Source organism: Nocardia coffeae, assembly GCF_019890715.1.
Lineage (GTDB): Bacteria > Actinomycetota > Actinomycetes > Mycobacteriales > Mycobacteriaceae > Nocardia > Nocardia jiangxiensis.
Genome location: NZ_JAINZY010000011.1, coordinates 108,934 through 120,970 on the forward strand (window position 1 = coordinate 108,934; position 12,037 = coordinate 120,970).

Sequence of the window (12,037 nt, forward strand, 5' to 3'; positions counted from 1 at the left end):
CCGGAATCAGTTCCGGGTGGCGGATTCGGCCGCGGCGGTGAGGGATTCGGCCGCGGCCACCGCATCGGCAGCCTGGGCCGGTGCCGTGGCGGTCGCGAATGTGTCGAGCACGTAGGCGGTTTCGCCGTGCACCGCGACGTCCAGCCCCTCGCTCTCGCTGTCCCGATCGATCCGGATACCGCGGACCATGTGCATGATCTTGGCGATGATCCAGGTGACCACGAACGAGTACGCCAGCACGGCAAGCACCGCAACGGCCTGGCGCCACAGTTGATTCAGTCCACCGCCGTAGAACAGCCCGGCCACCGCATTGGGCGCGGCCGGATCGCCGAGCAGCCCGATCAGCAGCGTCCCCAGGATGCCGCCGACCAGGTGGATTCCGACGACGTCGAGCGAATCGTCCAGTTTCAGCCGGTATTTGAGCGATACGGTGAGGCAGCAGACCGCACCGCAGACCGCGCCCACCACGAGCGCGCCCAGCGGTGAGACCGCACCGCACGCCGGGGTGATGCCGACGAGCGCAGCGATCAGTCCGGACCCCGCGCCGAGAGAGGTGGCGCGGCCTTCGCGTACCTTCTCCACCGCCAACCAGGCGCAGATGCCCGCGCAGGAGGCGGCGAGGGTGTTGAGTACCGCGACCGACGCCGAGTTCCCGGCGGACAACGCCGAGCCGCCGTTGAACCCGAACCAGCCGAAGAACAGCATCCCGGCCCCGAGCATGGTCAGCGGAAGGCTGTGCGGGCGTGGTGCATTGGGGAATATCTGCCGATTGCCCAGCACCAGGACCAGCGCGAGTCCGGCGATGCCGGCGTTGATGTGCACCGCCGTGCCGCCGGCGAAGTCGATCGCCTTCAGCTTGTTGGCGATCCAGCCACCGGTGACCGAGCCGTCCTTACTGTCGAACGCGAAAACCCAGTGCGCCACTGGGAAATACACCAGCACCGCCCACAGTCCCGCGAACACCAGCCACGACCCGAACTTCATCCGATCGGCCACCGCACCGGCGATCAACGCGACCGTGATCGCCGCGAACAGCAGCTGGAACGCCGACACCACCGCCGGTGGCAACGCACCGGCCGGCGCGGCGAGCAGCCCCGAGGAACCGAAGTACTCGAACGGGTCGCCCAGAAGCCCGAGTCCGCCGAGCGAATTGCCGAATGCGGCCGAATATCCGACCACGATCCACAGCACGCCGACCACGGCCAGCGCGCCGAAGATCATCATCGCCATGTTGAGGGTGTTGCGGACGCTGACCATCCCGCCGTAGAACAACGCGAGCCCGGCCACCATGAGGGATACGGCCGCGAAGGCGGCCAGCATCCACGCCGTGTCGGCGGCGACTGCCTGATTCATCGTGATCACCTGTTTTCCAGAGAGCCTTCATGACGCCTATGAGGAATCGGCGTCTCACAAGAGTGAACATGGCGGATGTTGCGACAGCCGACTCGAATGTGAATCCATGGTTAATCGCCGCAGGATCGCGTAGAGCGTTGTCCACCAGCAGTAGACATCGTTTCGTGATGCTCAGGAAACCTCGCCGTCATGTCCGCCATGTTTCATGACAGTCAACATCGATTCACCTCAGATGACAGACAGTGGATTCACCGAGGATGTGGCATGACCGAGACCACCGAATACCTGATCGTCGGCGGCGGACTGGAGGGCCTGGCCATCGCCTGGTCACTGGCCGATCGCGGCGCCACCGACGTACTCGTGGTCGAGCGCGACACGCTGTGCTCGGGCATGACCGGCAAATCCAGTGGCGTGGTGCGCTGCCACTACGGCACCCCGTCGCTGGCCGCGATGTCGTGGTACGGCGTGCAGGTATTCGCCACGGCAGCAGAACGATTCGGTGACGACATGGGTTTCCGCCAGTGCGGTTACGTCGTCGGTGTCGGCCCGGACAACGTCGAGCCGCTGAAGGCCAATGTCGTGATGCAGCAGCAGTTGGGCATCGACGTCGACTTCATCGATCACGACGAGATGGCGCAGTTGTGGCCGGGCCTGCGGCTCGATGATTTCGCCGCATTGGCCTACGAGCCGCGCGGCGGCCGCGGCGACGCGCATCTGACCGGGATGGCGTTCGCGGCCGCGGCCCGGCTGCTGGGCGTGCGAATCCGGCAGAGCACCGAAGTGACGGCGCTGCTACAGGATTCGGGCGGCACGGTCTACGGCGCGACGCTCGCGGACGGGACGCAGGTCCACGCCGGAACGGTGATCGTCGCGGCCGGTCCCTGGTCGGCCGCGCTCGGCGCCACCGTCGGCGTCGATGTCCCGGTGAAAGCACAACGCGCCCAACTGGTCCTGGTCGATCAGGGCGAGCCGCTCCCGCCTGTCCCGGTCCTGTCGGACCTGGCCGGATTGCAGTATCTGTGCCGCGAACCGAACGGCGAAATCCTCGCCGGGAACAGCGATCACGTCGCACCCGAGTACATCGACCCCGACCACTACACCAACCACGCCGACGACAGCACCATCGAGAAGGTCATCGGAAAGCTGGATCACCGGCTGCCGAACATGCCCGACCCTCGAATCAGTGGAAGCTATGTCGGCGCCTACGACGTCACCCCGGACTACAACCCGATCATCGGCCCCTCCCCCGCACCCGGACTCTTCCTGGCGACCGGATTCTCCGGCCACGGTTTCAAGATCTCCCCCGCAGTCGGGCGCCTGGTCGCCGATCTGCTGCTCGACGGAACCACCACCCTGCCCGGCGTCGAGGCCACCGACTTCCGCTATTCGCGATTCGCCGAGAACGCACCGCTGCTGAGTCCGCACCCATACCACGGTGCTGGCGAAATGCGCTGAGTAACAACCGATCACATGAGTATCGCAGGAGAAACCGCCATGCCCGATGCCGCCACCGTCACACCGATAACCACCGATACCTCACTGACCCGGCTCGCCGAGGCGACCGACACCACCTTCGTACTCGCGCTGTTCACCACCCTGTCCGGCAAGCCGTGCGCGAAGCTGGTCCCCGTCGCCGCCCTCGATCAACTGGAGGCCGAGGGCGCCGGATTCGCCGGTTACGCCGCGGGAATGATGGGCCAGCAACCACGGGATCCGGATCTGGTCGCCCGGCCCGATCTCACGTCGTTCACCCCCGTGCCGTTCCTGCGCCCGGGACTGGCGCTGGTGCACTGCACCCCGTACGTGGCGGGCGAGCCGTGGCCGTTTGCACCGCGGGCGATCCTGCAGCGCACCCTCGAACGCGCCGCCGAACGCGGCTTCACCGTGAATGTGGGCGCCGAGGTCGAATACTTTCTCGTCGACCGCGATACGGACGGCACGCTCGGCACCGCCGACCGCGCCGATATCAGCCGCCAGCCCTGTTACGACGCGCGTGACGTGACCCGGATGTACGACCACCTCACCGAGGTGTCGACGGCGATGAACGCGCTGGGCTGGGGCAACTACGCCAGCGACCACGAGGACGCCAACGGTCAGTTCGAGCAGAACTTCGACTACGCCGACGCGCTCACCACCGCCGACCGCGTGATCACCGCCCGGTACCTGCTGTCCGTGATCGCCGAGAAGCGCGGAATGACAGCGACATTCATGCCCAAGCCGTTCGCCGATCGCACTGGCTCGGGCATGCACCTGCACCTGTCGCTGTGGCGCGGAGGCGAGCCGCTGTTCCCCGGCGCCGGTGACACGCACGGGCTGGGCCTGTCGCGGATCGCGTACGCGTTCCTGGCCGGTCTGCTCGACCACGCGTGCGGGTTGCAGGCGGTGATCGCACCAACGGTCAACTCCTACAAGCGAACCGGTGCCACCACCACGAGCAGCGGCGCGACCTGGTCGCCGCGCTACGCCACCTACGGCGGCAACGACCGCACCCACTACCTGCGCGTCCCCGATCACAATCGGATCGAGTTGCGCGGTGCGGACGGCTCGGCGAACCCCTATCTGGCCGCCGCGGCGGCGATCGCGGCCGGACTCGACGGCATCGACCGCGGACTCACCCCCGGACGGCCGGGCGAGGGCGGCGATCGGATGCTGCCGATGACCCTCGTGCACGCCGCGGACGCCCTCGACGCCGACCCCGTGCTCACCGCCGCGCTCGATATCGCCGGGCCCGGTGTGGCCGCCTACTTCACTGAACGCAAACGCGAGGAGTTCTTCACCTGGCACAACACGGTGTCCGCGTGGGAGATCGACCACTACCTCACGGCGTTCTGACCCCCGATTCGGAGGAGAAAATCATGTGCGGAATCGTCGGACTGCATCTGCGGGACGCGACCCTGTACCCGCGCCTGGGTGCGCTGCTGACCGACATGCTCGGCCACATGTGTGACCGCGGACCCGATTCGGCCGGTATGGCCGTCTACGGCGATCCGGTCTGGTCACCGCCGGGGCATGCCACCGTCTCCTTGCTGGACAACCCCGTGACGGCCGAACAGCTCGCCGAATCACTCACTCGCGCAACAGGAGTCGAGGTCGTCACGCACGACCTCACACCCACCACCGTGCTGCACGCCGCACTCGACGCGACCGAGCTGGCCGAGGCGGTCCGGGCATACGCCCCCGACGCGCGGATCGTCGGTTTCGGCTCCGACCTCACCGTGCTCAAGGGCGTCGGCAATCCCGGTGAGCTGGCCCGCCGATTCGGCCTACCGGCAGCCCAGGGCTGGCAGGGCATCGGCCACACCCGTATGGCCACCGAATCGGCCGTGACCGCGGAAGGGTCGCACCCGTTCTCGGTCGGCCCCGGCCAGTGCCTGGTCCACAACGGTTCGTTCAGCAACCACATGGGCATCAAGCACGAACTGGAGCGGCACGGCGTGCGATTCGACAGCGCCAACGACACCGAGGTGGGCGCGCGCTTCGTCGCCGAACAACTCGCCGCGGGAGCGGATCTGGAGAAGTCGCTGCTGCTGTTGAACGAACGCTTCGACGGCTTCTACACGCTGCTGGTGTCCACCAGCGACTCCTTCGCGGTCGTGCGCGACGCGATCGCCTGCAAACCCGCGATCATCGCCGAGACCGACCGCTGGGTGGCGATGGCCTCGGAATACCGCGCACTGACCGATCTGCCCGGCGTGCAGAACGCCCGCATCTTCGAACCCGAACCGGAAGAGGTGTACCTATGGCACCGACAGTGACCAGCATCGTGCCCGACCGCGAGACGCGCGTCATCGCCGATCTCACCACCTCGACGGTGCGCGAGGTGAACGCACTGCTCGCCGGGCCGGACGCGCCCGCCGCGCTGACGATCACCAATCCCCGTGGCGCCCACGCGCTGGCGTGCGGACTCGACGCCGACCTCGACGTCCGGATCACCGGCCCGGTCGGCTACTACTGCGCCGGAATGAACCAGCACGCGACGGTGACCGTCGAGGGCAATGCCGGTGTCGGAGTGGCGGAGAACATGATGTCGGGGACCGTGCGGGTGCGCGGCACCGCCTCGCAGTCGGCCGGGGCCACCGCGCACGGCGGGCTGCTGATCGTCGAGGGCGACGCCGGCGCCCGCTGCGGGATCTCGATGAAGGGTGTCGACATCGTCGTGGGCGGCGACGTCGGGCATATGAGCGCCTTCATGGGACAGGCCGGGCGTCTGGTCGTCTGCGGCGATGCCGGTGAGGCGCTGGGTGATTCGCTGTACGAAGCAAGGCTCTACGTGCGCGGAACAGTGGCCTCCCTCGGGGCGGACTGCATCCGCAAACCTATGCGCCCGGAACACCTCGCCGAGCTGACCGAACTCCTCTCGATCGCGGGATTCGATTACGACGCAGGCGAATTCACCCGATACGGATCGGCCCGCACGCTGTACAACTTCCACGTCGACAACGCCGGAGCGTACTGATCATGACCACTTCCCATCCCGTACTGCGTGAATCGGCCACCTTCGACCGCCGCGTCATCGCCGAGATCCAGCGCGCCGCCGACACCGGCATCTACGACATCCGCGGCTGGGGCGCCAAACGTCCCCTCCCGCATTTCGACGATCTGCTCTTCCTGGGCGCCTCGATGTCCCGCTACCCGCTGGAGGGCTATCGGGAACGCTGCGACACCGACGTCGTGCTCGGGGATCGGCACGCGAAACATCCACTGCACCTGGATATCCCGGTCACCATCGCGGGTATGAGCTTCGGGGCGCTGTCCGGGCCGGCCAAGGAGGCGCTGGGCCGCGGCGCCAGCGCGGCCGGCACCTCCACCACCACCGGCGACGGCGGTATGACCACCGAGGAGCGCGGTCAATCCAAACACCTTGTCTACCAGTACCTTCCCTCGCGCTACGGCATGAATCCCGACGACCTGCGCAAGGCCGACGCCATCGAGGTCGTGCTCGGCCAGGGCGCCAAGCCCGGCGGCGGCGGAATGCTACTGGGCCAGAAGATCACCGAGCGGGTCGCGGCGATGCGCACCCTGCCGCAGGGGGTCGACCAGCGCAGCGCCTGCCGTCATCCGGACTGGACCGGGCCCGACGATCTGGCCATCAAGATTCTCGAGCTGCGTGAGATCACCGGCTGGGAGAAGCCGGTCTACGTCAAGATCGGCGCCACCCGCACCTATTACGACGTGAAACTCGCGGTGAAGGCCGGAGCCGATGTCGTGGTCGTCGACGGGATGCAGGGCGGTACGGCCGCCACCCAGGAAGTGTTCATCGAGCACGTCGGGATTCCGACCCTGGCGGCCATCCCGCAGGCGGTGCGGGCGCTGCAGGAACTCGGGGTGCACCGCTCGGTGCAACTCATCGTCTCCGGGGGCATCCGCACCGGCGCGGACGTGGCCAAGGCGATGGCGCTGGGGGCCGACGCCGTCGCGATCGGCACCGCCGCGCTCATCGCACTCGGCGACAACAGTCCGGCGCACGCCGCGGAGTACGAGCAGATCGCTTCGGCCGCAGGCTGTTACGACGACTTCCAGGACGGGCGCGACCCCGCCGGGATCACCACCCAGGACCCCGAGCTCGCCCAGCGCCTGGACCCCGTCGAGGGCGGTCGTCGACTGGCCAATTATCTGCGCGTGCTGACCATGGAGGCGCAGACCCTGGCCCGCGCCTGCGGCAAATCGCATCTGCGCAATCTCGAACCGGAGGATCTGGTGGCACTCACGGTGGAGGCGGCCGCCATGGCACGTGTTCCGCTCGCGGGCACCACCTGGATTCCAGGAGGCGCGATATGAGCCGGATCGTGACCGAACAGCCGAATCCCGTTGCGGGCGTGTTCGATCCGCTGTGGAACGAGATCCTCGAGGTCGGCCGTCACCGCGGCACCGGAGGCTACCGCCGCTACGCCTGGTCCGATGCGGACCTCACATTGCGGGAGTGGTTCGCCGGTGCCGCCGCGGCCCGATCCATGCAACTCGACACCGATCGCAACGGCAACCTCTGGGCCTGGTGGCTGCCCCGAGGATGGATCGGGTCCCCGCGCGGCGCGTTCGTCACCGGCTCACACCTGGACTCGGTCCCGGACGGAGGCGCCTACGACGGTCCGCTCGGCGTGGTCTCCGCGTTCACCGCCGTGGATCTGTTGCGTGCCCGCGGTTTCGAGCCCGCCGTGCCGATCGGTGTCGTCGCCTTCTCCGACGAGGAAGGCGCCCGATTCGGTGTCGCGTGCATCGGGTCCCAGCTCAGCACGGGCGCCCTCACGCCCGAACGAGCGCTGGGCTTGCGTGACAACGACGGCATCACCCTGGCCGAGGCCCTCACCCGCGCCGGACGCACGCCCGCACATCTCGGCCCCGATCCCGAATTGATAAGCCGGATCGGTATTTTCGTCGAGCTGCACATCGAACAGGGGCGGCTGTTGGACCGCATCGACCGGCCACTGGCCGTCGCGTCCGCCATCTGGCCACACGGACGCTGGGAATTCGTCTTCGACGGCGAGGCCAATCACGCGGGCACCACCCACCTCGCCGACCGGCGCGACCCGATGCTCGCGTTCGCGGCCACCGCGCGTTCGGCCCGCACCGTCGCCGAACGCCAGAACGCCGTCGCCACCTTCGCCAAGGTGCTCGTCTCCCCCAACGGCACCAACGCGATCGCCGCACAGATCCGGGCCTGGCTCGATGCCCGCGCCGCCGATCAGCACACCCTCGACGCACTGCTGGCCGCAATCACCGACCTCGCCCGGCAACACGCCGCCGAGGACCGGATCACGCTCGACATCCACACCGAATCCGTCACGCCCATAGTGGAATTCCCACAGCCGCCCCGCGAGGCGATACAGCAGGCGCTGGCCCACCACGGCGAGATACCGATCGTCCCCACCGCCGCGGGCCACGATGCCGGAATCCTGTCCTCGCACATCCCGACCGGCATGATCTTCGTCCGCAACCCCACCGGAATCTCCCACTCCCCCAAGGAATTCGCCACCCTCGAGGACTGCCGCCTCGGTGCAACCGCCCTCGCCGACGTGATGATGGCGCAGTGCAATCGAAATGGGGCCGATCCGTCGTGGTGATGGATCCGAACAGGTTCCGGCGGCGTTGGCGAGCTGAGGCCGATCGTCAGACCGCGGGCGGGACAGCCACGACCTTGCCGTGGATCTCTCCCGCCTCGGCCTGCTGATGGATCGACGGCAGCTCGCTCAGCAGCACGCGCCGGGCGATCTCGACGTGCAGGTCGCCGCGGTCGATGAGGGCGACGAGGTGCGAGAGCACATCCGCGTCGGGGTGGACGAAGATCGTGGCCGCGCGCACGTTTCGCTCCTGGTCACCGGGCGTCGTCACGGTCGGTGTCGTGGAGACGACCACGCCGCCATCACGGACGCGCGTGACCAGGGCGGTGAACCCGTCAGGGGTGATCGGGGCCAGATTGAGCAGCACATCGACCGGCTCGGTCACCGCGTCGAGCACGGAAGTGGCCGTGTGGTCGATGATCTCGTCCGCACCGGCTGCCGCGACGATCTCGCTGCTGCGCGGGCTCGCTGTGGCGATGACGTACGCACCCGCACGCTTGGCCAGTTGCACAGCGTATCCGCCCACCGGGCCGCCGGCACCGTTGATCAGCACCCGCTGGCCTGCCGCGAGCTCGCCGGCCTCGAAAAGTGCCTGTGAGGCGGTCAGCCCGACCGACGGCAACCCGGCAGCATCGGCCAGTGGGATGCTCGCCGGAGCCTGCACCAGCGCTTCCGCCGGGGCGACGACGTACTGCGCCGCCGAGCCGTCGGCATCCATGGGTAGGAACCCGACGACGTTGTCGCCCACGGCGAGGCCGTCCACCCCGTGGCCGATCGCGTCGATCGTGCCGGAGACGTCGTAGCCCGGAACGTGCGGCAGCGTCACCGGGATCGGCAGGAAGCCGCCGCGCATCCCGCCGTCGGCCGGGTTGAACGCCGACCCGGCGACCTGGATGCGCACCTCACCGGCACCGGGGACCGGCAGGTCGACGTCTTCATAGCGCAGAACCTCCGGGCCGCCCGTTTCGTGGAACCGTACTGCCTTCATGGTGTCTATCCTTTCGGTGAGTTGCTTTGAATTCGAAGCAACTGACGCCCAAGGTAGCACTGCTTCGAACTCGAAGCAAGTGCTTCGAGTTCGAAGTACTGATAGACTCGGCTCATGCCCGCTTCGCCGCCGCCCCTGGATCCCACGCAGCTGGGCGCATACTTCGCCCTCATCGAGGCGAGCAGCCTGCTGAAGCACGCCGTCGAACAGCAGCTGCGGGAGGCCGGGGATCTCAGCTACGTGCAGTTCCAGCTCCTGGCCACCCTCGGCGACTCCCCGACAGGCAGTCGGCGGATGACCGATCTGGCCGACGGTGTCGTCTACAGCCGCAGCGGAATGACCTACCAGGCCCAAACACTGGAGAAGCGGGGCCTGGTGACCCGCGCGCTGTCCGCCGATGACGAGCGCAGCATCACCGTCACCATCACCGACGAGGGACGTGCCGTGCTCGAGGGGGTCTTCCCCGGTCACGTCGCTGTTCTCGACGACCTGCTGTTCGCCCCGCTGTCCCGATCCGACATCGAGGCCCTCGCCGACATCCTCGCCCGCGCGCGAGACCACATGCGTCACACCCCACCGCGATCGGCCGCACCACGGCGGCGCAGAAAAGCGGCCGGAACGGACCAATCTCCTTAGCTCGCAACTACTTTCGTCCGGCGATCGTCCGGCCGTGCGGACGCGACACCGCGCCGGTCCTCACCGATCGAGCCGACAGAGGGTTTTTCCGACGGTGGCCCCGGACAGCATCGCCAGCAGCGCGGCGATCGCGGATTCGATACCGTCGAAGACGGATTCGCGGTAGATCAACCGGCCGTCGGCGAGATAACCGGACACCTCTCGGCGCATCGAGTCTTCGAGATGCGTGAACGAGCCGGCCCGGAATCCCCGCATGCGCAGCCCTTTCGACACCATGGTGAACAGATTCGGCGGGCCGGGCACTGCGCTGTCGTCGTAGCCGGCGATCGCTCCGCACAGCGCGATCCGGCCGGACGGGCGCAGGGCATCCAGGGCGGCGGTGAGGTGGTCGCCTCCGACGTTGTCGAAATAGGCGTCGATGCCGCGGGGCGCAAGGGCCGCCAGGGACTTCGGCAACGACCCGTCGCGATAGTCGAATGCCGGGATGCCGAGTTCGTCACGCAGGTACGCGACCTTCTCCGGGCTTCCGACCGAACCCAGCACGGTTGCCCCCCGCAACTTCGCGAGTTGCGCGGCCAGCGCACCCACCGCCCCCGCGGCCGACGACACCCACAGAACGTCCGTCGTGGTCAGCTCGAGGATCTCGAACAGTCCCACGTACGCGGTGAGCCCGGCACTGCCCAGCGGGCCGAGGAACCATTGGATCGGCAGTTGTCCAGCATCGATCCGGGCCGGTGCACCGTAACCGCCGATGGTCTGGGCCTGGGTTCCGACGATCGCGTATTCCCGATAACCGAAGGTATGGGACACCAGATCGCCGAAGGCGAATTCCGGTGACCGAGACTCGACGACGGTGCCGAGGGCGAGCCCGGAGAGCTCGTCGCCGGGCTGTAGCGGCGGCAGATACCCGTTCGGTGTGGTGTCGGCGAGCCGAATCCTGATCGATGGATCGATCGACAACCAGGTGTTGCGGATCAGGACCTCCCCGGGCCCGGGATCCGGGACCGGGGATTCGACCAGCTCCAGATCCGCCGCACGCAGCTTCCCGATCGGGCGCCGGGCAAGGCGCACATGACGATTCATCAAACGGATCCCTTCTCGTCCGCACGAAGGCGTGCGAATCACGGTGTGAAAGCGACCTCGGGCGTCCGCGCGATGAGCAAGCGGCGAACAGCGCCCGAGGCGTTGAGCTGTGCGGTCGCATTGAAGGATGCTTCGAACGCGCCGGCTCGGGTGGTGCGACCGACAACCAGCTCGTACTCGCCGCTCACCGCACCGACATCGATGTGGTGGGTCAGCGTGCTCTTCTCGCGCTGTGCCAGGTAGGCGACCAGGCCGTCGCGATCACCGACGAATTCGGCGCTCTGCCCACCGCCCTTGGAGAACTGCACGGACATCGCGAAATCCTCGGCGATCATGCCGAGCACGCGATCCGGGTCGTCGGAGTCCATATAGGTGAACCAGCGAGTGAGAACCGGAACAGTCGCCGTCATCGCCGCGCCTCCTCGCGCGAGGATTGCACTGGCAGCAGCGCGAAATCCGCGCTGAACGAGACCTGATACCGGTCGATACGGCCGTCGGCGTCGACATGCATCGCGGCGACGAACCAGCCTGTGGTCACGGACCCGTTCTCGGTAACCGCGCCGTACGCGAATTGCATATCCCCCTCGGCGGCGACGCGCAGCAGCACGTGCTTGCGGTCCACCGCCGGCCTGCCGCTCAGATAGGCGAACATCGCCGCCCGGCCGCGGTCGCGGTTCACGCCCGCGGGCAGGACCATGGCGAACTCGACGTCCTCGGCCAGCAGAGCAGTCGCGTCCTGCAACCTGCCGGTGTCGAGCGTCGCGTAGTACTTCTCGATTACGTAGCTCATGAATTGAATTTAGTTCAAGGAATCGGGTCTTGTCGAGAGGTCAGGACGTCCGGTTCGAAGCCATCCGGTCGAACTCGACTCAACCGCAGGATCGTGTCCCCGACCTCGGCAGCCGTTGCCGAATCCCATCGC

General features: G+C 67.6%; 12 protein-coding genes. 7 read left to right on the forward strand and 5 right to left on the reverse strand.

Annotated elements, in window-relative coordinates:
- Positions 1-6: 6 nt before the first annotated feature.
- Positions 7-1,353, reverse strand: a complete 1,347-nt coding sequence (locus K7711_RS32850; protein ID WP_222974272.1) for an ammonium transporter — start codon at positions 1,351-1,353, stop codon at positions 7-9.
- A 264-nt stretch (positions 1,354-1,617) separates the two neighbouring features.
- Between K7711_RS32850 and K7711_RS32855 the strand changes: the two genes are divergently transcribed.
- The 6 genes from K7711_RS32855 to K7711_RS32880 are packed head-to-tail and all read left to right on the forward strand — an operon-like array spanning position 1,618 to position 8,411.
- A complete protein-coding gene (locus K7711_RS32855) occupies positions 1,618-2,808 on the forward strand; it encodes an NAD(P)/FAD-dependent oxidoreductase (RefSeq protein ID WP_222974273.1) in 1,191 nt (396 codons plus the stop codon).
- 39 nt (positions 2,809-2,847) lie between these two features.
- Positions 2,848-4,185 (forward strand): type III glutamate--ammonia ligase, encoded by a 1,338-nt coding sequence (gene glnT, locus K7711_RS32860; RefSeq protein WP_235748179.1) that lies wholly within the window; start codon positions 2,848-2,850, stop codon positions 4,183-4,185.
- Between the two features lie 23 nt (positions 4,186-4,208).
- Positions 4,209-5,108, forward strand: coding sequence for a class II glutamine amidotransferase (locus K7711_RS32865; protein ID WP_222974276.1), 900 nt, complete (start codon positions 4,209-4,211; stop codon positions 5,106-5,108).
- Positions 5,093-5,809, forward strand: coding sequence for a GltB/FmdC/FwdC-like GXGXG domain-containing protein (locus K7711_RS32870; RefSeq protein ID WP_222974278.1), 717 nt, complete (start codon positions 5,093-5,095; stop codon positions 5,807-5,809). Before K7711_RS32865 ends, K7711_RS32870 begins: the two co-directional genes overlap by 16 nt.
- 2 nt (positions 5,810-5,811) lie before the next feature.
- Positions 5,812-7,131 (forward strand): FMN-binding glutamate synthase family protein, encoded by a 1,320-nt coding sequence (locus K7711_RS32875; protein ID WP_222974280.1) that lies wholly within the window; start codon positions 5,812-5,814, stop codon positions 7,129-7,131.
- Positions 7,128-8,411 (forward strand): allantoate amidohydrolase, encoded by a 1,284-nt coding sequence (locus K7711_RS32880; RefSeq protein ID WP_222974282.1) that lies wholly within the window; start codon positions 7,128-7,130, stop codon positions 8,409-8,411. Before K7711_RS32875 ends, K7711_RS32880 begins: the two co-directional genes overlap by 4 nt.
- 46 nt (positions 8,412-8,457) lie before the next feature.
- Here the strand turns inward: K7711_RS32880 and K7711_RS32885 are convergent, their stop codons facing one another.
- Positions 8,458-9,396, reverse strand: coding sequence for an NADP-dependent oxidoreductase (locus tag K7711_RS32885; RefSeq protein ID WP_222974284.1), 939 nt, complete (start codon positions 9,394-9,396; stop codon positions 8,458-8,460).
- A 114-nt stretch (positions 9,397-9,510) separates the two neighbouring features.
- On the opposite strand from K7711_RS32885, the gene K7711_RS32890 reads away from it, so the two are divergent.
- Entirely contained in the window at positions 9,511-10,032 is a 522-nt protein-coding gene (locus K7711_RS32890) for a MarR family winged helix-turn-helix transcriptional regulator (RefSeq protein WP_222974286.1), read from the forward strand.
- A gap of 60 nt (positions 10,033-10,092) precedes the next feature.
- Here the strand turns inward: K7711_RS32890 and K7711_RS32895 are convergent, their stop codons facing one another.
- The 3 genes from K7711_RS32895 to K7711_RS32905 are packed head-to-tail and all read right to left on the reverse strand — an operon-like array spanning position 10,093 to position 11,905.
- Positions 10,093-11,118 carry an NADP-dependent oxidoreductase gene (locus K7711_RS32895; RefSeq protein WP_222974288.1) on the reverse strand — a complete coding sequence of 342 codons (1,026 nt, stop codon included), beginning with the start codon at positions 11,116-11,118 and terminating at the stop codon, positions 10,093-10,095.
- Between the two features lie 35 nt (positions 11,119-11,153).
- Positions 11,154-11,525: a hypothetical protein gene (locus K7711_RS32900; protein ID WP_222974290.1), complete on the reverse strand. Its 372-nt coding sequence runs from the start codon at positions 11,523-11,525 to the stop codon at positions 11,154-11,156.
- A complete protein-coding gene (locus tag K7711_RS32905) occupies positions 11,522-11,905 on the reverse strand; it encodes a nuclear transport factor 2 family protein (RefSeq protein ID WP_222974291.1) in 384 nt (127 codons plus the stop codon). The genes K7711_RS32900 and K7711_RS32905 overlap by 4 nt, the downstream gene beginning before the upstream one ends.
- Positions 11,906-12,037: the final 132 nt, after the last annotated feature.